This is a genomic window from Enterococcus sp. DIV0421 (genome assembly GCF_051713745.1).
Classification (GTDB): Bacteria; Bacillota; Bacilli; order Lactobacillales; family Enterococcaceae; genus Enterococcus_D; species Enterococcus_D casseliflavus.
Window position 1 is genome coordinate 370,687 of sequence record NZ_JBIOQM010000001.1, and the last position, 20,689, is coordinate 391,375.

General features: G+C 44.0%; 20 protein-coding genes. 2 read left to right on the forward strand and 18 right to left on the reverse strand.

Translation table 11 applies throughout. From position 1 onward, the window contains the following. Together IGI96_RS01695 and IGI96_RS01700 are read right to left on the reverse strand one after the other, a co-directional pair. Positions 1-1,215, reverse strand: a complete 1,215-nt coding sequence (locus IGI96_RS01695; protein WP_086338036.1) for a CCA tRNA nucleotidyltransferase — start codon at positions 1,213-1,215, stop codon at positions 1-3. After that, entirely contained in the window at positions 1,202-1,552 is a 351-nt protein-coding gene (locus tag IGI96_RS01700; RefSeq protein ID WP_005231912.1) for a nucleotide pyrophosphohydrolase, read from the reverse strand. The genes IGI96_RS01695 and IGI96_RS01700 overlap by 14 nt, the downstream gene beginning before the upstream one ends. 137 nt (positions 1,553-1,689) lie before the next feature. Between IGI96_RS01700 and IGI96_RS01705 the strand changes: the two genes are divergently transcribed. Further along, complete coding sequence (locus tag IGI96_RS01705; protein WP_010749295.1) at positions 1,690-2,595, forward strand: YitT family protein; 906 nt, start codon at positions 1,690-1,692, stop codon at positions 2,593-2,595. 44 nt (positions 2,596-2,639) lie between these two features. Here the strand turns inward: IGI96_RS01705 and IGI96_RS01710 are convergent, their stop codons facing one another. The 15 genes from IGI96_RS01710 to IGI96_RS01780 form a co-directional block, all read right to left on the reverse strand. Then, entirely contained in the window at positions 2,640-3,197 is a 558-nt protein-coding gene (locus IGI96_RS01710; RefSeq protein WP_438784797.1) for a YpiB family protein, read from the reverse strand. A 9-nt stretch (positions 3,198-3,206) separates the two neighbouring features. After that, positions 3,207-4,466 (reverse strand): tetratricopeptide repeat protein, encoded by a 1,260-nt coding sequence (locus tag IGI96_RS01715; RefSeq protein WP_005229356.1) that lies wholly within the window; start codon positions 4,464-4,466, stop codon positions 3,207-3,209. Continuing rightward, entirely contained in the window at positions 4,467-5,513 is a 1,047-nt protein-coding gene (locus IGI96_RS01720; protein ID WP_438784798.1) for a hypothetical protein, read from the reverse strand. A gap of 163 nt (positions 5,514-5,676) precedes the next feature. Then, the gene (gene ilvA / locus IGI96_RS01725) at positions 5,677-6,930 is read right to left on the reverse strand and encodes a threonine ammonia-lyase IlvA (protein WP_438784799.1); all 1,254 of its coding nucleotides are present in this window, start codon (positions 6,928-6,930) and stop codon (positions 5,677-5,679) included. Positions 6,931-6,941: 11 nt separating this feature from the next. Beyond that, the gene (ilvC, locus tag IGI96_RS01730) at positions 6,942-7,931 is read right to left on the reverse strand and encodes a ketol-acid reductoisomerase (protein WP_005229350.1); all 990 of its coding nucleotides are present in this window, start codon (positions 7,929-7,931) and stop codon (positions 6,942-6,944) included. Between the two features lie 50 nt (positions 7,932-7,981). Further along, positions 7,982-8,458 (reverse strand): acetolactate synthase small subunit, encoded by a 477-nt coding sequence (ilvN, locus tag IGI96_RS01735; RefSeq protein WP_005229349.1) that lies wholly within the window; start codon positions 8,456-8,458, stop codon positions 7,982-7,984. Positions 8,459-8,462: 4 nt separating this feature from the next. After that, entirely contained in the window at positions 8,463-10,163 is a 1,701-nt protein-coding gene (ilvB, locus tag IGI96_RS01740; RefSeq protein ID WP_438784800.1) for a biosynthetic-type acetolactate synthase large subunit, read from the reverse strand. 2 nt (positions 10,164-10,165) lie between these two features. Beyond that, complete coding sequence (gene ilvD / locus IGI96_RS01745; protein ID WP_015510070.1) at positions 10,166-11,854, reverse strand: dihydroxy-acid dehydratase; 1,689 nt, start codon at positions 11,852-11,854, stop codon at positions 10,166-10,168. A 566-nt stretch (positions 11,855-12,420) separates the two neighbouring features. Beyond that, positions 12,421-12,696 carry an HU family DNA-binding protein gene (locus tag IGI96_RS01750; RefSeq protein ID WP_003126821.1) on the reverse strand — a complete coding sequence of 92 codons (276 nt, stop codon included), beginning with the start codon at positions 12,694-12,696 and terminating at the stop codon, positions 12,421-12,423. Between the two features lie 234 nt (positions 12,697-12,930). Beyond that, a complete protein-coding gene (der, locus tag IGI96_RS01755) occupies positions 12,931-14,241 on the reverse strand; it encodes a ribosome biogenesis GTPase Der (protein WP_005231911.1) in 1,311 nt (436 codons plus the stop codon). 163 nt (positions 14,242-14,404) lie between these two features. Beyond that, positions 14,405-15,619, reverse strand: coding sequence for a 30S ribosomal protein S1 (gene rpsA, locus IGI96_RS01760; protein WP_005229333.1), 1,215 nt, complete (start codon positions 15,617-15,619; stop codon positions 14,405-14,407). Between the two features lie 212 nt (positions 15,620-15,831). Continuing rightward, on the reverse strand, positions 15,832-16,503 hold the full coding sequence (gene cmk, locus IGI96_RS01765) for a (d)CMP kinase (protein WP_086338032.1): 672 nt from the start codon (positions 16,501-16,503) through the stop codon (positions 15,832-15,834). A gap of 105 nt (positions 16,504-16,608) precedes the next feature. Continuing rightward, positions 16,609-17,217: an SAG1386/EF1546 family surface-associated protein gene (locus IGI96_RS01770; protein WP_438784801.1), complete on the reverse strand. Its 609-nt coding sequence runs from the start codon at positions 17,215-17,217 to the stop codon at positions 16,609-16,611. A gap of 72 nt (positions 17,218-17,289) precedes the next feature. Further along, positions 17,290-18,672, reverse strand: coding sequence for a RecQ family ATP-dependent DNA helicase (locus tag IGI96_RS01775; RefSeq protein WP_086338031.1), 1,383 nt, complete (start codon positions 18,670-18,672; stop codon positions 17,290-17,292). Continuing rightward, positions 18,666-19,661: a helix-turn-helix domain-containing protein gene (locus tag IGI96_RS01780; RefSeq protein WP_086338030.1), complete on the reverse strand. Its 996-nt coding sequence runs from the start codon at positions 19,659-19,661 to the stop codon at positions 18,666-18,668. Before IGI96_RS01780 ends, IGI96_RS01775 begins: the two co-directional genes overlap by 7 nt. Before the next feature lie 26 nt (positions 19,662-19,687). On the opposite strand from IGI96_RS01780, the gene IGI96_RS01785 reads away from it, so the two are divergent. Then, the gene (locus IGI96_RS01785; protein WP_005229322.1) at positions 19,688-19,903 is read left to right on the forward strand and encodes a ferredoxin; all 216 of its coding nucleotides are present in this window, start codon (positions 19,688-19,690) and stop codon (positions 19,901-19,903) included. 59 nt (positions 19,904-19,962) lie between these two features. Here IGI96_RS01785 and IGI96_RS01790 read toward each other — a convergent pair whose 3' ends face one another. Continuing rightward, positions 19,963-20,556, reverse strand: a complete 594-nt coding sequence (locus IGI96_RS01790; protein ID WP_010749232.1) for an ECF transporter S component — start codon at positions 20,554-20,556, stop codon at positions 19,963-19,965. Positions 20,557-20,689: the final 133 nt, after the last annotated feature.

The window sequence follows — 20,689 nt, forward strand, 5'->3', positions numbered from 1 at the left end:
TTATCCCTCCTTTGCTAAATACGCTTGGACAAACGCTAATAGTGCTTCTTGTTCATTAGGGATTTTTCGTGTGATGACTGCAGCTTCGGCAGCGGTCAAGACTTCTTTGAGCCACGGACCAGAAGAACGATCGATCGTTTGTAGTAAATCACGTCCATTGATCGCCAACTCCTTCAGTGAATGGATCGGCAGCTGCTGATAGCGCTGACTGATTTTTGCTGGATCGTTGGGCTGATTGTCATAACGCAATAATCCTTCGGCTAAACAGGTTGCTTCTAGACCGAACTGATACAACACTAGGTCATTCCATTCGCCGTTTCGACGCGCGAGCAGTGCTTGATAAGCCGTGTGTACTTGGCGGATGCAGTCATTGGAACATTTCCAAGCTTTTAAAAAGCTGCGGACTGCCTCTGGCGCTAAACCCATTTGGTCAATGAGCAAAACCCAGGCCGCCGTTTCGTTTTCTAATGGGATCGCTGGCAGGTCTGCCATCCGCAGTAACGCCTCACCGTATTCCCGCAAGCCTGGACAATAGATATAGCATTCGGTTTCTACTAGCGCCCGTAGTGCTTGGTTCCGATGATTGCCTAAAAGCAATTTCACGAATTCAATCATGATCCGTTCAACAGAGATTTTTCCCAACAAGGCATGATTCGCATGGATAGCAGCCAATGTTTCTGTTTCTAAAACAAAGCCCAATTGACTGACAAAACGCAGCCCCCGCATCATTCGTAGGGCGTCCTCATGGAAACGTTCCTGGGGGTGACCCACTGCTCGTAAGATTTGATTATCGATATCTGCCAGACCATCGAAAAGATCAATGATGACACCATCTTCTTGAAGTGCCAACGCATTGATGGTAAAGTCCCGCCGTTTTAGATCTTCTTTCAGGGAACGGACAAAATCCACTTTGTCGGGTCTGCGGTAATCTTGATAGGCTGCTTCCGTTCGAAACGTAGTGATCTCATACTGCGCCTGCTCCCACAAAACCAACACCGTCCCATGCTCGATGCCAATGTCAATGGTTCGAGGAAAAAGCGCCTTGATTTCGGCTGGAAATGCACTGGTAGCAATATCGACATCATGAATCGGCTGGCCTAAGATCGTGTCTCGCACGCTGCCGCCGACAAAGTATGCTTCATAGCCTGCGGCTTCGATTTTTTTTAAAAGCGGTGCAGCTTCTGCAAATTCTTTTGGTAGTTTAGTCAGTTTCATTTACTTTCCCATCTTTTCTTTCAAAACGATACGCATCCCGCTGATTGAATTTTGCCATATTTTCCTCAAACACTTCAGTCAGGTCGATGTCTAGTGAATTGGCCATGATCATCGTCACAAAGAGTACATCACCGAGCTCTTCTGCCACTGTTTTTTCAACTTCATCGCTTTTTTTATTTTTTTCCCCGTAATAGTGATTCACTTCTCGCGCCAATTCGCCGACTTCTTCGGTCAAACGAGCCATTTGGGCGAGGGGGCTGAAATAGCCAGTTTTGAATTGCTGAATATACGCATCGACTTCTTCTTGCATCGATGCCAAAGAACGTTTTTCTGTCATTTTCTCCACCCTTTCTCGTTTATCTTACCAAAAGAATGGCTGCCTGCCTAGATAGAGCCCCCTTCAGGATTTGTTGTGCATTCAATGATTTCGTGCTACATTGATACTTGTGGAAGTTGAATAACGGAGGAAACAGGATGCGGGCATTTTTTTCATGGCGAACGATTCGCGATATTGTTTTGATTATTTTTGGTACAAGTATCTATGGCTTCGGTCTAGTCTATCTAAATATCCCAAATGACTTAGCAGAAGGCGGTGTGACGGGGATCACCTTGATCCTGCGAGCCTTATGGGGAATCAATCCTGCCATCAGTACACTGATCTTAAATATTCCGATCATTTTGATCGGTGGCAAAATTCTTGGTCGACGCTCATTAGTGTATACGATTTTAGGAACTTTTGGTTTGTCTTTTTGGTTGGCATTTTGGCAGAGTGTTCCCCTGTTGATCGATCTGCAGCACGATCTGCTGATCGTTGCGCTCTTGGCTGGTTTGATTGCAGGGATCGGTAGTGGGATCGTCTACAAGGTCGGGGGAACGACTGGCGGAGTCGATGTATTGGCACGTATTTTAGAGAAAAACTTTGGGGTGACAATCGGTCGTTCGCTTTTGATCTTTGATGTGTTCGTCCTGTTGCTTTCTTTGACTTATATAGATTTGAACCGCATGATGTATACCTTGATTTTTTCTTATGTCTTCACGCGCGTGATCGATTCGATCCTAGATGGCGGCTATTCAGCCAAAGGGATCTTAGTGATCAGCAATCACAGCGAAGAGATGGCTCCTGTTTTAATGGATGAATTAGAACGAGGCGTCACGTTTTTACAGGGCGAAGGGGCTTACTCAAGAGTGTCGAAACAAATCATTTATATGGTGGTCAGCGGGCGGGAGATTTCTGAAGTCAAGCGCATCGTTCATGACTTTGATCCGCAAGCGTTTGTTTCTGTCATCAATGTCCATGAAGTCGAAGGTGAAGGCTTTACCTACTTAAGACCTAAGTCGCGGTTCTTACAGCGCAAAACCGCTGTTTCTAAAACAAAATAAAGACTGAAAAAAGCAGCCCCGGTTAAAGGGCTGCTTTTTGCTTGTTAACGGCTTTCTTCTTTTTGCTGGAGCAAGTGTCGATTTACTTCATCGGAAAGTTCTAAGAAGGCATCACGATCCCCATTTTCCAAGGCTAGATCGATTTGCCGATACAAGGTATCGATTTTGGTTTTTGTTTCTTCTTTTTCAAGATACTGGGTAACATGTTGGGTCATTTCTTGATCCAAGTGGTCGTTCCAACGTTCATAAGGATTGTCTTCTAAAACTGCTAAATAAAAGGATTGCGACCAAGAATCTGGGAAGAGACATTCAAGATACAAGGGTTGTTTCCAATTCATGCGAATCTCATGAAAAATCTGATCAATGTCATAAAAGGTCTGCCCTTCGATGCTCAAGACAAACGGTTCGCCCCCAATTTCTGTACTGCGGACACTCAAGCCCCGTTTGGCTGCGGCTACCCCTTCTACAAAATGAACATTGGTCAAGATCGCTTCATGGTTCGCCAGATAGTTTAACACCCAAGAGACTTCTCGGCGGCTGAAGGAAACGGTCGAAACTAACCAATTAAGAAACTTTTTCTTTTCTTGTACATTGATGTTCATTTCTCTCACCTATCTTTCTAATAAGTCCTCCACGATCGACTGTACTTCTAAATCACCTGGCTCATGCGCCAAATAATGTTGCAGCAAATGAAGTGCTTCAGGTAAACGCCCTTCTTCACGTAAGAAAATGCCATACTCTTTCATAAATGCTGGCTCATGGTGCAAATCAGCATTGGCTTCTTCGTAATAGTTTGCTGCTTTGTCAAAATCTTCCAGCGCATTATACGCTTGCGCCAAATTCCAAAGGGCATGCGGCTGCTCATTGTCTTCCATTCGTTCGATGGTCAAGATCGCTTCTTGCCAACGCTCTTCATTCAAGTATAAATTACTTAAGGTCAGTAACGTATCATCTTCTTTGTCACCAGTCTCCAATGCTTTTAGTAAAAATGATTCTGCTGCTTCACTGTCATGAAGTCGGTAAGCATTCTCGGCAGCAAAATGATAAAAATCCACTTGATATGGATCTTCATGAATCCCTTCTTCGATCACACGCTGCGCTTCTTCCAGCTGCTCTTCTTCTTGCAATGCTTCTGCAAGATAAAGATACAAGGCACGGTATTGCGGATTCATGACCCGCAACTGCTGCAAGTAGCGAATCGCTTGTTCATTTTCTTTTAGCTGCAAATAGACTAAAGCTGTTTGAAAAAGACGCTCATCGGTCTGTTCGTCTTCTAGGCTTGCTTCAAAATATTCCAATGCCTCTTCAAACTTGCCCGCCATACTCAATGATGTACCAGTCCGTTCAACGATCGAGATCCCCGAAATATCCGTGATTTCTTCTTCCAGCAATCCTTGATAAAGGTCAACGGCTTCTTGATAGCGATCAGTCGAAAAGGCTAACTCAGCTAAGGCAAACCGTATCAAAGGTTCATCTGGCACAATGCTTTGCGCTTCTTTTAGTTTGGCTTCACTAACTTCAGGGATACCGATCAATTGGTAAAGATCCGCACTCAATAGCAAGGCTTGCAAATACGCTTCACTAGTCGGTGGTATTTGATCAATATAGGCAAAAGCCGTTTCGATCTGGTCTTCTTCCATCGCAATTTCTGCTAAAGGAAGCAGCAAAGCTTCATTATCAGGATGTCGTTGCTGCAAGGTTTCAAATAACGTTTTCGCCTCTTCCAAAAAGCCGATCTGCAATAGTTCATCACCTAAAGCGCCTAATGTCTCATCATCATCTTTTTGCAGAGCTTCGGTAAAATTTAATTGTGCTTCAGCCAGTTCTTCCGCGGCTAATGCTTTTAACATTTTTTCACTATATGTTTCCATTTAGACCCCTCGAATCTCATTGATTAATCGCTGATAAGTCTCCATCGTCTGGACGAGATCTTTTTCCTCGATTTTTGTTCTGCCCCCTATTGTACCAACTTTTGCCAAAAATAACAGTTTTTTTTCTTTTCGCTGCAATTCCAGTACATGACTGAAATATTCGCTTAATGAAAAAGACTCGGGCAATTCGATAGGAAAACCCAATCGGGCAAGCCATTGGCAGAACACGGGCAGATCGACAGTCAATTGCTGCTGGACGGTCCACATAAAATGAAACAAAAAGCCAAAGAATAATTTCATCGCATCAGACAGCAAGTGCCCATTTTCCGTTCGATAAGCAGCATCGGCAAAGAGTTGGCCAAACTCCTCCAATTCGCTGCCTGATTGCTGGTATAGTTGGATCAACCGATCGGTATACGCAGCCAACGAATGTCTCATCAACGCCTGATGACTGGGATAGGTTCGATAAAGCTCTTTTAAAAACTCACTATCGGCAAGCACGCCACAACGAATCAGAGTCAAAAAATCGACCAATTTCCCATCGATCTGTTTTTCTGCGATCGTCTGATCGTAAATAACAAATTCGGGTGTATTAGGATTTTCCAGCATCGGGATATCTGGCTTTTTCACAACGATCGCTGTTTCTTTCACACTTTTAGCTAAGGCCCGCAAGGAAACGGGAATCAGCCAAAGCTGTGTCGTCAGAACCGACGTCGCGTGGATAAAACTGCTCAATGCCAACACGCCTTCATTCCCAAAACCGACGATCAACAGCGGCTCTTGTTTTGAAAAGCGACCGAAGAAATCCATTGCAGCTTTAAACTCGCTAAAGTTGTTGCAATACATTTGATTGGTACAAATATACCAATTGACCTCTCGTGGCAAAAACAGGCGGGTCAATTTTTCTGAAAAGCGGTCATAATAGCGCTGATTCGTCAAAATGATCACCTGCTGCGGCTCGATCGACTGTTCTCTCATGACCGATGCTAGTGTTTCACCATAAGAAATTTGGGTTTCTTGTTCATTTCGGAAAAAAACAGCTTCCATCGGCTCACTCCTTTGCTACTACTTCCTATTATAACAAGAAGCCGCTTAAACACCTACTAAATCGCTAATGATTAGGAAGTATTTTCCTGCGATTGGTTCAATGATCCGATAAAAAGCAAAAAACATGATTTCCTCTTCTTCCAAAGGAAAATCATGTTTTTTCTTAAACCAAAAGTGAGTAGAGTGATTGATTTTGCTGAAGGTTGATATAGTTTTGGTCAAACTGTTCAATTCGTGACAGTAATGCGGGGAGATCTTTTTTGTGTTTCAACAAGATTCCCAGCATTACTGGTCCTGTTCCACGATTGATTTTTTTTGTATATTCAAACCTAGTGATATCATCATCGGGACCTAATACATGGCTAACAAATTCCTTCAACGCACCGGGACGTTGTGGGAAATTGACGATAAAATAATGTTTCAATCCTTGATAGATCAGTGATTTCTCTTCGATCTCTGCCATGCGGGAACTATCATTGTTACCACCACTCACAATACAGATGACCGTCTTGCCTTTGATTTGCTCTTTGATCTCATCCAGGGCTGCCACGCTCAAGGCACCAGCTGGTTCAGCGACGATCGCTTGTTTGCTGTATAATTCTAGAATCGTTTGGCAGATTGCACCTTCTTCCACCGTTACCAATTGATCCACATAGCGTTTGGCATGGGCATAGGTCTGAGCTCCGACTTGTTTGACTGCCGCACCATCGACAAAGGTTTCAATATGCTTTAAAGCCACCGGTCCTTGATGATCAAAGGCGGCTTGCATCGAGGCTGCCCCTACAGGTTCTGCTCCAACAACTTTTATATTTGGCTGCTTTTCTTTCAAATAGGCTGCGGTCCCGCTGATCAAACCACCGCCACCAATGGCAGCCACCACTAAATCGATCGATACTTGTTTTTTTTCAGCATCCGCCAACATTTCCACGGCTACTGTTCCTTGTCCTGCGATAATATTGGGATCATCAAAAGGAGCAATGAAAGCCATTTGCTTTTCTTTTGCAAAGTGTTTAGCCGCTTGGGCTGCCGCATCAAACGTATCTCCCACCAATTCGATTTTGACATAATCTCCACCGAAAAAGAGGACTTGCGCGATTTTTTGCTGTGGCGTCGTTGTCGGCATGAAAATGACCGCTCGGATCTGCTGTTCTTGACAGGTATAAGCAACACCTTGCGCATGGTTCCCGGCACTGGCACAGACGACGCCACGACGAGTCAGTTCAGGATCTGCCTGGGTGATCGCATAGTAGGCACCTCGTAATTTGAAGGAGCGGACTTTTTGCAAGTCCTCTCGCTTCAACAAGACCGTCGCTTGATACTTCTCAGATAAAAAGCGATCATACTGCAGCGGCGTATGACTAACTGCTCCCCGCAGTCGCTCGTAGGCTTGTTCGATTGCAGAAACTGTCACCAACAAACGCGTCCCTCCTAATCTTTCGCAACAAACGGCATCATTTTCCGTAACTCGCTGCCGACTTTTTCAATTTGATGATTGCCGTTTTCCTCACGCATTTTATGGAATTCAGGGAAGCCGTTTTGATTGTCTTCAATGAATCCTTTCGCAAATTGGCCGTTTTGGATGTCTGTCAATACGGCTTTCATGTTTTCTTTGGCTTGTGCAGTGATTACCCGAGCACCAGAAACGTAGTCACCATACTCAGCCGTATTCGAGATCGAATGGCGCATTTTTTTGAAGCCTCCTTCATAAATCAAGTCAACGATCAGTTTCAATTCATGACAAACTTCAAAATAAGCCAATTCCGGTTGGTACCCCGCTTCTACCAATGTTTCAAAGCCCGCTTCGATCATACTGGTCAAACCGCCACAAAGTACGGCTTGCTCACCGAAAAGATCGGTTTCGGTCTCTTCTTTAAAGGTCGTTTCCAAAACGCCGACCCGTGTGGCACCAATGCCTTTTGCATAGGATAAAGCCGTTGCTTGTGCGTTACCAGTCGCATCTTGATAAACTGCAAACAAGGCTGGTACCGCAAACCCTTCGGTAAAGGTTCGACGCACCAAATGACCTGGTCCTTTTGGCGCAACTAGAAAAACATCCACCTCTTTTGGTGGCGCGATCACATCAAAATGAATATTGAAACCATGAGCAAATGCCAATGCATTGCCCGCAGAAAGATTCGGTTCGATCTCATTTTTATACAACGATCCTTGGATCTCATCGGGTGCCAAGATCATGACTACATCCGCTTTTTGAACGGCTTCGGCTACTGGGAAAACCTCAAATCCATCGTTTCTTGCGGCTTCCGCTGATTTTCCTTCACGAATGCCGATAAAGACTTCATGACCTGTGTCCCGTAAATTTTGCGCATGAGCGTGCCCTTGAGAGCCGTAGCCGACGATCGCAATCTTCTTGTCTCCTAGATTATCTGTAACTTCCTCGTTGTAATATACTTTTACCATACTTGTTTCCTCCGAATTCTTTCTTTATTTTAAGCAATTCAAAATTGCACTTACCCTCTTGTAAAGCCAGTGACACCCGTCCGTGCCAATTGTTTGATGCCGTATGGACGTAAAACTTCGATGCATGCTTCTACCTTTTTCGTATCGCCAGCAACTTGCACAACGATTGTTTTTAGTGCCACATCGACAATGTGCGCTCGAAATGGATCGATCACTGCTTGGATCTCCGAACGGCTTGTGGTTGGCGCATTGACTTTGATCAGCACCAGCTCCCGTTCGATATGAGGAACTTCTGTAATATCAGAAACCTTCAAGACATCGATCTGCTTGTTCAGATGCTTAGTCACTTGTTCTGTTTCTGCCAAATCGTTCACGTTGACAATGATCGTCATACGTGAAAACTCTGGTCGTTCTGTCGTACCGACAGAGATACTCTCAATATTGACTTGACGACGGTTCAAGACACTCGTGATACGGCTCAAAACACCTGCTTCATTATGGACGATTGCTGCTAATACCCGTTTCATCCCCTTAGACCCCCATCATTTCATGATTGGCTTTCCCCGGTGGGATCATCGGCAGCACATGCTCAGATGGCGAGACCATTACTTCGATCAGCTGCGGCCCAGCTTGAGAAAAAGCTACTGCCAATTGATCAGCCAGTTGCTCTGGGGCATCGATCCGACAGCCTTCAATGCCATAAGCCTGTGCCAATTTGACAAAATCAGGCTGCTGCGCAAAAACGGAGGCAGAGCGCCGCTTGCCATGGAATGTTTCTTGCCATTGGCGAACCATTCCTAAAGAGCAGTTGTTCAATAAAACAAATTTGACATTCAAGCCATACTCATTCAAAATCGCAAATTCTTGGTTCGTCATTTGAAATCCACCATCGCCAACGAACACCACGACCATTTTTTCTGGATGAGCAAATTGAACGCCGATTCCTGCAGGGATGCCATAGCCCATCGTTCCTAGTCCGCCACTGGTGATCAATTGTTTGGGAAAGCGAAAAGGATAATACTGCGCGACCCACATTTGATGCTGACCAACATCGGTGATGACGTAAGCCTCTCCTTTAGTCAAACGCCCTACTTCTTCGATGACTTTTTGTGGTTTGATCTCTTGTGTCTGAGTGCGATCATAGCGATAAGGTTTTTCCTTTTTCCGTTTTTGGCATAGATCCAACCAAGTCGTCCAGGTTCCTCTTGTTGGTGGGTACCGCAGCATTTGCTGCAAAGCAGCCTTGGCATCGCCGACGATTGGGATCTTTGTCGTTACGATCTTGCCGATCTCCACTGGGTCAATATCGATATGAGCAACGATCGCCTGCTTGCCGAACTGACTGCCGGCCGTTGCTAGGCGATCATCGAAGCGAGAGCCGATATTGATAATCAAATCGGCTTCTGATAAAGCCATGTTCGCCGCATAGGTGCCATGCATACCGCCCATGCCTAAGAAAAATTGATGATCACTTGGCAGTAAGCCTAAGCCAAGCAACGTTGTCACTGTCGGCAACTTGTACTTGGCAATAAATGCATTTAGTTCAGCTGCAGCTTCAGCAGCGATCACGCCTGCACCCGCCAGTACCACTGGTCGCTGAGCTTTTTCCAAGACTTTCATCAGTTTTTCGATTTGCAGACGGGATGGCTCTGCCGTCGGCTGATAACTTTTCCTTGTGATCGGCAATGAGCAGGTTTCAGCGGTTTCTTGTAATGTAATATCTTTCGGAAGGTCGATGACAACCGGTCCTTTTCGCCCTGTGGAAGCGATATGGAAGGCTTCAGCGATCACTTTTGGCAGCTCATCGACACAGCGGACTTGGTAGTTGTGCTTCGTGATCGGCAACGTGATACCCAGAATATCCGCCTCTTGGAAGGCATCTTTGCCAATTCCTGGTACCGCCACTTGTCCCGTGATAACTACCAATGGTACGGAATCACTCATAGCATCGGCAATGCCCGTGACGACATTTGTAGCACCTGGTCCGCTCGTCACTAAAACGACCCCAACATTGCCAGTAGCTTTGGCATAGCCTTCAGCGGCGTGGATCGCGCCTTGCTCGTGACGCGTCAAAATATTCGGAATCGCTGCATCATATAATTGATCATATAACGGCAGGACGGCGCCGCCAGGATAGCCAAAGATCATTTCGACGCCTTGCTCTTGTAAGCTGTCCACTAATACTTGTGCGCCAGTCCTTAGATGCGATGCTTGATACTCGATATTTTCCATTGCTACTCCTCCTCATCAGGTACTCGCATAATCCCGCCCGTATTGGCAGAAGTCACTAAAGCGGTATAACGTGCAAGCCATCCTTTTTTCACTTTTGAACGAAACTTCGGTCGTTCTTGCGCACGCTGGGCAAGCTCTTCATCAGATACTTGCAGATTCAGCGTTCGATTTGGTAAATCGATAATGATTTCATCGCCATCGTTGACAAGGCCTAATGGACCGCCTGCAGCGGCTTCTGGCGAAATATGGCCAACGGCGATTCCTCGGGTCGCTCCTGAAAAGCGACCATCGGTGATCAAGGCGACATCTTTGCCTAACCCACGTCCAACGATGCTTGAGGTAGGCGCCAACATTTCTGGCATACCTGGTCCTCCTTTTGGTCCCTCATAGCGGATCACTACAACATGTCCTTTTTGTACGGTATGATTGTCGATGGCAGCAACTGCTTCATCATGTGAATCAAAACAGATCGCTTTGCCTTTGAACACTTGGACACTTGGATCGACCCCACCGACCTTGATGACACTGCCTTCTGGGGCGATATTACCGTACAAGATCGATAGACCACCCACAGGACTATACGGGTTTTCTTTGGGATGAATAACTTCTTCGTTGTGGATCTTCGCTTCAGCGACATTTTCTCGTAACGTCTTGCCTGTGACAGTCGGTCGATCAGGATGAATCGCTCCCTCGATATCACAAAGCTCCCTTATGATTGCGGAAACGCCGCCAGCTTCATGAACATCGTGCATCGAATAGGCTGATGATGGCGCGATTTTTGAGAGATAAGGCACTCTTTTAGCGATTTCATTGACCCGTCTTAAGTCATAATCGATCTCAGCTTCATTGGCGATCGCTAAGGTATGCAACACTGTGTTGGTGGAACCCCCCATCGCCATGTCTAAAGCGAAGGCATCATCAATAGCTTCTTTGGTCACGATGTCTCGAGGTTTCACTTGTTTTTCAACAAGATCCATCAACTTAAAGGCGGCTTGTCTAACTAGTTCTCGTCGTTCTTCAGACACGGCAAGAATCGTACCATTGCCTGGCATTGCCAATCCTAAGATCTCTAAGAGACAATTCATTGAATTGGCAGTAAACATCCCAGCACAGGAACCGCAAGTCGGACAGGCATTTTGCTCCATAAATTCAAAGTCTTCTTTCGTCATGTTGCCAGTCTTGTAAGTCCCCACGGCTTCAAACATGGAAGACAAGGTTATCTGGTGGCCCCGTGGATCAATACCGGCTTTCATCGGACCGCCAGAACAAAAGATCCCCGGTACGTTCGTCCGCATCGCTGCTAAAATCATGCCAGGAGTGATCTTGTCGCAATTCGGGATATAAAATACGCCGTCAAACCAGTGAGCATTGATCACGGTTTCTGCGGAATCAGCGATCAATTCTCGGCTGGGTAGCGAATAACGCATGCCTATATGGCCCATCGCAATGCCATCATCCACACCGATCGTATTGAACTCAAAAGGGATGCCGCCAGCTTCACGAATCGCTTCCTTAGCGATATCTGCTAACTCCCGTAAATGCACATGTCCAGGCACAATATCGATATAGGAATTACATATCGCAATAAATGGCTTGTTCATGTCATGGATATTTTTTACTTGTCCTGTGGCATAGAGCAGACTCCTAGCTGGCGCTGCATCGATCCCTTTTTTAATCTGATCACTTCTCACACTCATCATCTCCTGCATTTTGGAATAAAAAAAAGCATCCCGGTTATAAAAAACTGGGATGCTTTGCCAGAATCCCATTTTACTTACGCAAATAGGACTCAAACAAACGGATAATTTTTGCTTCCGTGTTCTAAGTCCTGGTATCAATAATAATGACTAATAAATATTGATTAAAATTGCGCATAGAAAATGGCTCCTTCATTAGAAATAGTAACGTTCTTGTAATTGTTTACCAATATACCCTTTGCAAAAACACTTGTCAACGAATTTTCTGAATTTTTTTCAATAATGACAATTCCAAGGAAACCTTCCTCACATTAGATGTCATTTAATCGCTTGCTTCTTTTGATAAAAATGACTTTTAAATCAACTTTATTCTTGCTTGAGAATTAAAGTGAGCCCGCAACCCTTGTTTTTTTTAGACCAAAAGAAAAACAAAAAATATTTTTGAATTTTCTGACAATAATAACCATTTCTTTTCCCATTCGATCCGCCTGCATGGTGGCAGTCCCTAGTTAGACAAAAGAAAAAACCCTTGATTACTCAAGGGTTTCTACAAGACTCAATTATTTCACTGCGTCTTTAAGAGCTTTACCTGGTTTGAATGCAGGTACTTTGCTAGCAGGGATCTTGATTTCTTCACCAGTTTGTGGGTTGCGTCCTTTGCGTTCTGCACGAGAACGAACTTCAAAGTTACCAAAGCCGATCAATTGAACTTTTTCACCGTTAGCTAAAGCGTCTTGAATTGTTGAGAATACAGCGTCTACTGCTGCAGTTGCGTCTTTCTTAGTTAAGTCAGTAGCTGCTGCAACTTTTTCGATTAATTCTGCTTTATTTGCCATGGATGGTTTCACCTCCTGATATTTTTTTTGATGTCATGCATCAACAAAAATCTTGAGTGGTCCAAGGTTTTTGTCAAATATTGATTACCATCAATATTCTGATATAACGTTATCATAAGAACCTTGTAATATCAAGGATTTTAACGTTTTTAGGGGGTTTTTTTTTGGTTTTTTCCCATTTTTCTAGAAAAGGACAGATTTCTTTGTAAAAAGAAACAAAGTATGATAAAATCTCTATTTTCTTCTGCGAGGAATGATCCGAATCGGCGTTCCTTCAAAAGTGAATGCCTTGCGGATTTGATTTTCTAAGAAACGTGCATAAGAGAAATGCATCAGTTCTTCTTCGTTGACAAAAATAACAAAAGTTGGCGGTTTGACAGCTACTTGCGTCGCATAAAAAATCTTCAAACGTTTGCCTTTGTCTGTTGGGGTTGGGTTGATCGCCACAGCGTCCATAATGACGTCATTCAACAACGCAGATGGAATACGCATGTTTTGATTCATGCTGACTTCTTCAATCAATTGCGGCAGCTTATTCAAGCGCTGTTTCGTCACTGCGGAAACAAAAATGATTGGCGCGTAATCCAAATATTGGAATTCGTCTCTGATTTCTTCTTCAAAATCACGCATCGTATTCGTTTCTTTTTTCAATGTATCCCATTTATTGACAACAATAATGATTCCACGGCCTGCTTCATGGGCATAGCCAGCGATCCGTTTGTCTTGCTCGCGAATCCCTTCTTCGGCGTTCAAGACCATCAAGACGACGTCTGAGCGTTCAATGGCCCGCATCGCCCGCATCACACTGTATTTTTCAGTAGACTCGTAGACCTTCCCTTTTTTACGCATCCCTGCCGTATCAATCATGGTAAATTCTTGACCGCTTTCGCTGGTAAAATGGGTATCGATCGCATCACGAGTCGTTCCTTCGATATCAGAAACGATCACTCGCTCTTCCCCTAGAATTGCATTGATCAAAGAGGATTTACCGACATTTGGACGACCAATCAAACTAAACTTGATGATGGAATCATCTTCTTCTTCTGCTTCATTGGTGAAGTGTTTGACTGCTTCATCAAGAACATCCCCGATCCCTAATCCATGACTTCCTGAGATTGGGTATGGATCGCCTAGACCCAAACCATAAAATTCATAGATGTCGGTACGCATCTCGGGATTATCAACTTTGTTGACGGCTAAAATCACGGGTTTGTTGCTTTTGTACAGCAAACGAGCCACAAGCTCATCAGCATCGGTTACTCCTTCACGAGCACTCGTAATAAAAACAATGACATCTGCTTCATCGATGGCGATTTCTGCTTGATGCTTGATTTGATCCATAAACGGCTCATCACTTAAATCGATCCCACCTGTATCGATTACGCTAAACTCACGGCCTAGCCATTCACCGGTGGCATAAATACGATCTCTGGTCACTCCTGGAGTATCCTCAACGATCGAAATTCGTTCTCCAGCTATCCGGTTGAAAATGGTCGATTTCCCCACATTCGGACGTCCAACGATCGCTATTGTTGGATTTGACATTTTTTACCCTCCATTTAAAAAAGCAGTCCTTGTACGCTGCTTCTTGTATTCAATCTTACTTAGTTTACCTAAAGCCATGGAAAGTTGCAAGCTTTCCTGGCAAACAAAAAACCAGCTTATAACAAATTCAAACATCGAATCGTTATAAGCTGATGGCATACAATTACTCTTCGTCGCTGTCTTTTAAGGCATCACCTAAGATATCACCCATAGTAAAACCAGTTGATTCTTCTGGCAATTGATAGTCGTCCTCTGAAACCTCTTGTGTTTCATTGGTGTTTTCGGCTTTTTCTAATGCTTTGATACTTAATGCGATTCGGTGTTCTGAAGGGTTCACTTCAAGCACTTTCACTTGCACTTCATCACCTTCTTGTAAGACTTCATGTGGTGTCGCAATGTGTTTATGGGAGATTTGTGAAATATGGATCAGCCCTTCAACACCTGGGAAGACTTCCACAAACGCACCGAAGCTTGTCAAGCGTTTAACAGTCCCTGTCAAGACACTGCCAACAGCCGCTTGCTCTTCAATATTGGTCCAAGGTCCAGGCAATGTGTCTTTGATCGAAAGTGACACACGTTCTTTGTCTGCATCAACAGATAAGATACGCACATTGACGGTATCGCCAACAGATAAAACGTCACTCGGTTTGCCAACATGTCCATGAGAAATTTCAGAGACATGGACAAGTCCATCGATGCCGCCAAGGTCTACGAAGGCACCAAAGTCGGTCAAACGCGCTACTTTTCCTTCTACTTCTTGTCCTTCATATAAATCAGCTAATAAAGCTTCTTTTTGTTTTGCTTTTTCTGCTTCGACAACTGCTTTATGAGAAAGGATCAAACGGTTTTCTGAAGGCTCGATCTCAACGATTTTGAAGGTCAATGTTTTCCCTTTGTAATCTTCGAAATCCGCAACAAAATGGTCTTCGACCATTGATGCTGGGACAAACCCACGAACACCTACATCAACCACTAACCCGCCCTTAACGACGTTGGTGACTGGTGCTTCAATGATTTTTCCTTCTTGGAAATCTTTTTCGATATCTTCCCAAACTTTTTTCGCGTCTAAGCGACGTTTAGAAAGGAGATAGCTGCCGTTTTCTTTGTCTTTACCAATTGCTGAAATCACAACCAATTCTAAGACATCCCCAACTTTGACTGCTTCGTTGATGTCTTCAACAGGTAAAGTTGATAATTCTTTTGCAGGAACAACGCCTTCAACGCCGGCGCCTTCGATCCCTACGATCGCTTGTTTATCCTCAATGGCCAATACCTCACCTTTAACGATATCTCCAACTTTTACTTCTTGGAAATTGTCTAAAGCGGCTTCCATTGATTCATTTCCACTCTCAACCTGATTATTTTCAAATTCTGTCATCTCTCATGTCCTCCTAACCAACAATTCTGCAATAATTGCACTACATCTTTTAGTTTAAAATAGAATGAAAAAAAAATAAAGCGATTTCTCTTATTTTCCTAAAAAACTACGGTTTTTTCGTTAAAAAAGTCTTTTCACCTCTGTTTTCTTACTCACTTTCATCTTTTGGTTTCGAAAAATAAAAAAACAATGGGGAACACCCATTGTTTTTGTTAATCAATTTTTTCTTTGAATGTTTTTTTGATTGCTTCGACGACTTGCTCGATCGTTAAACCAGACGTATCGATTCGAACCGCATCCTCCGCTTGTTTCAAAGGGGAGACTTCTCTGTGAGAATCCAGATAATCTCTTTGCTGGATCTCTTCTTTCAACGTCTCATAATCGGTTTTGATCCCTTTTTGCTGATTTTCTTTAAAACGGCGCTGTGCGCGTTCTTCCACACTTGCTACCAGAAAAATCTTGACTTCTGCTTGTGGTAAAACCGCCGTACCAATATCGCGGCCATCCATCACGACACCGCCATCTTTAGCGATCATCTGCTGTTGTTGGACGAGTTTTTCGCGGATCGCAGGGTATGCCGACACCTTCGAAACTGCGTTGGTTACTTCTGGCTGACGGATCGCTTCTGTGACTTGCTCTCCTCCTGCAAAGACCTCTTGACCGTGTTCAGTCGGTTCAAAAGTGATGGGGTATTGATCGATCAAAGCAGCGATCGCCGCTTCATCTTCAAGTGAACAGCCCGTTTTTAAAGCTAAATACGTGATGCTTCGATACATGGCACCAGTATCCGTATAAATAAATCCCAGGTCATTCGCGATGATTTTTGCCACTGTGCTTTTCCCAGATGACGCAGGACCATCAATAGCGATGTTGATTTTTTTCATTTTTCTTACTCCTCGTTTCCCAACGATGTGTATTCCTTCATCGTTTCTGCTTATCGTCCACCTTGGCTTCTCTCTTTCAAGAAAAAAAACCGCCAAAGCGGTTTTTTATTTAATTCGTAAGGTGTCGCCAGGGTAAAGCATGTAGTTGTTTGGATCAATTCCATTTAATTGATATAGGGTTTCAACTGAGATGCCTGTACGGGCTGCCACTTGTTCAGGACCTTCGCCAGCTTGGACTGTCGTGTATTCCTCGGTACCAGTTGCGCCTTGACCTTGATCAGTTTGCGTATTCTCTTGTCCCGCATTGTTTTCTTGTTGCGCCGGTTCACTACTTGATGGCGTCGTTGAAGCTGGTGCAGAACTACTGCTACTTGATGAAGAACTTGATTCACTTGTTGACGAACTCGTTTCACTTGTCGATTCCGTAGTGGATGATTCGGTTGTTGAAGACTCTGTCGTACTTTCTACAGTACTGCTCGAACTTGCTGTGGTTGGGGCATCATTGTTATGGTTCAATACCCAAATACCGGCACCAACCGGAATTGCCACGATCAAGAAAAGCAAAACTAAAACGATCGTCAAAAAGAGTGAATTCCCACGCTTTTGTTTTCTTTGTTGGGATCTTGATGCAGAATCATCGTATTCTGTATCATAGATTGGTTGTTCCCACGGTTCTTGATTTTCTGAATTGTAGTCATTGTCTTTCTTGCTCACTCGTATTCCCTCCTAGTTTCCTTCCGATGTATTATACCATAGGTAAATAAAAACTGTCCTACAAAATACGATTCAATTTATATCTTTAAAAATTTTTATTAAACGTTCCTGCCAATGATGGGCTTCCTTTTTCTCGGGCAGCTGTTCTTCACCCGCTATTTCGATCCCGTCATTGTCGCAACAATAAGGATTCTCCTGGGCTTCCTCTCCGAAATGCGCCAGTAAAAATTGTCGGCGACAACCTGTAAAATGAATATAAGCCAACATTTTCTGTAATTGTTCTTGTTTTTGCTGTTCATTGCGTTTTAATGTTTCCAGCCAAAAGGAAGTCCCCAACTCTTTCATTTTTTGCTGCCACTTTTCTTGCAACGGTGTCAAGGGTTCTTTCCTCTTCTCCTGAACCATTCGTTCTAAAGCAAGGCGTTCTTCTTTATTTTCTCGCTGAAAGAAGTAATGGATCTGCTCATCATGTTCCTGATAAAGCAAAATCGCATTGCTTTGTTTGCCATCACGACCAGCTCGCCCGATTTCTTGACTGTAATTCTCTAACGAATCAGGTAGATCATAATGGATCACAAAGCGAATATCTTCCTTATTGATCCCCATCCCAAAGGCATTGGTAGCAACGAGTAATTTTAATTTATTCTGAGAAAACTGCTGCTGCAACGTTTTTCTTTGATCACTCGCGAGACCACCATGATAATAGCCTACCAAATAGCGCTGACGCAGTTTGTTATAGACTTCTTCGACTTTGCTTCTTGTGGAACAGTAGATGATCCCAGCCCCGCCTAAGCGGCTGAGATAGTCTGCTAATGCCGCATCTTTGTCTGTCGTTTGCTCTACGAACAAGCCGATATTGCTGCGGTTCATCGAATAACGGTAGACATTGGCGTTCTTTGCTAATAATACTTGCCGTATGTCTGCTTCCACTTGTGCTGTTGCAGTAGCCGTCAAGGCTAATGTGACGGGTGCCTTCAAGCGTTTCTTTACTTCACCAAGCTGCAAGTACTCTGGTCGAAAATCAATGCCCCATTGCGAAACACAATGGGCTTCATCCACCACGAGCATGGCGATCTTAACCTGTTCCAATTGATGCAAAACAGCTTCTTGTACGATCATTTCTGGACTTAAAAACAAAAACTTGTACTTCTGCAAATGCTGCATCACATACTGGCGATCAGCAAGGTCCAATTGACTATTAAACGCAATCGCGTGTTTTTCCCCTTGCTTTTGTAAGCCGTAGACTTGATCTTCCATCAAAGAGACTAACGGCGAGATAATGATCACGATCCCGTCTACTAGGTACCCTGGCAGCTGATAGCACAGACTTTTGCCATTCCCAGTAGGTAGAATCGCTAACGTATCTTGCTGTGCTAAAACACTTTCGATGACTTCTTTTTGTCCTTGGCGGAATGTTTTGAAACCAAAATACTGATTCAGTGCATCTTCTAACATCGAATCCCCCGCTTCTGAGCAATCTGTAACAAACGAATCGTCAAAAAATCAGTCGTAAGAAGCGCCTGTAATTCTTGATAGCTATTTTTCCAAGAAGCTTCTGGCAGCTTTTTCAGCAACGCTGTATCAAAGCGCTGAAAAGGAAACGTTGGATCAAGCAATGCCCACTCAATCAAATGATCATTAACAGTTCCTCGTTTGATCCTTCTTTTTTCCATAATCTGCTCGACAGAATCGCCTCGCAAAAACAATGCTCGGCTTTCCACCATGCTTTGGTTTAAATTTCTCTTTAGAAAAGGCGACAATCCTCGAAACAGGATCGTCTGGGGCGTGTTTTCGATCAAGGTTAAAAATTGATGGATCGAAGCTCCTACATAAAGAGTGTCCCAAGGCTTACTTTGAACATTTTCTGGTAAAAGCTGAAAAAACGCCTGCCCTAGAATATCTGGACCAGATAAGGTGCCCGCTAAAAAATCTGCCACTTCTGCGGGAAGCTGGTCAAAAATTGCTGATAGCTCTTGATACAGGCACTTTTTGATGTCAGGATTGTGACGGATCAGCTGACGGACAGGTTCTGTATAGAGTGGCGTGTTTTCAACGGGAATATACTGATTGGTCACGCCTTGATACGCAGCTGCTTGAACCAGCAGCCGAACAAAACGCCAAGCCTCCTCCGTCGTTCTTCCATAACGAAAGTAATTCGCATACCGCAACAATCGTTCACCTGGCTGCTGGCTGTTTCTAGCGGTCGTTTTGAGCAGCAGACCATCTGAATCTCGACTTAGAGCCCCTCGTTGGATCAAGTTAGCGAGCGTCTGTTGATACGCTTTCTCATTCAGCTGGGGCAACGATTGAAAGAGACCTAAGCGATCATAAAAAAAGGCATAACTCAAGACAGAGCTAGTACGCTTACCAATGAGAATTTGATAAAGTGTTGATGGGCGCAGCTTGTCAGTATCAGAAAACAGCGCTAAAATAAAAGAATCCATATTTCCCCTCCAGAAAGGACTAAAAAATGTCACAACGCTGTAAAATTATTCCTGAGCGCTGCATTGCTTGTGGCCTATGTGCGATCTATGCCCCCGAGATCTTCGATTATGATGAAGACGGGATCGTTTTATTTGCCCAAGAACCGAATGCTCGGCAACAGTTTATCATAGAAGACCAACAAGAAAAAGTCAAAACTGCTTATCGCAAATGCCCTACCCGTGCGATTATCATGGAAAAATAAAAAAAGCCGACTTGCCATTGACAGACCTTTCGTCTGCAACAGCAAGTCGGCTCATTTTTTTATTTTCCTATAGCAGAATGATGGGGCTGCTTACGAGCCAACCATGGCAGCAGTTTGGCGTGAAGTGCTAAAAAGACAGCACTGACGATTGCGCCTTTGACCAAATTGAAAGGTAAGATCCCGATCGCCACATATTGCGGCAAAGACATTCCTAAAAATTGATCGGCTGTGACCCCGAAAAAGCGCAGGTAAAGCGGTGTGATCACAAATAGGTTCGCCACACTCATAAAAATCGTTACCGACAAGATACCGCTGATGACACCAACCATTTTGTTTTTGGTGTGAATACCTTTGCGGAAAAAGTAGTACATTGGCAAAGTAAAGGCACATGATGCTAAAAAGCTTGCCGTATCCCCCACCATATCAGCAGGTGAAAAACCAGATAAGAACAAATGCAGCACCGAACGAATGAAAGCAGTCAATACCCCGCTCCAAGGACCAAATAAAAACATCATGATCATCACGGGAATATCACTAAAATCGATCTTTAAAAAGCTGAATGCTGGGAAAATCGGAAAAGCGATAAATTGCAAAATTGTTCCCATAGCAGCACACATGGCGATTGTCACCATTTTTCTTGTTTTGTTGTTCATCAGTATAAATCCTCCTAAGTTCAGGATTCCTCTTCAAACGAACCTATTAAATTTCCTCGGCTTTCTTGTCGGCGCCAGACAAAAAATGCCCTCTTTTTTCCACAGGGAAAAAAGAGGGCATTCGAAATAGCCA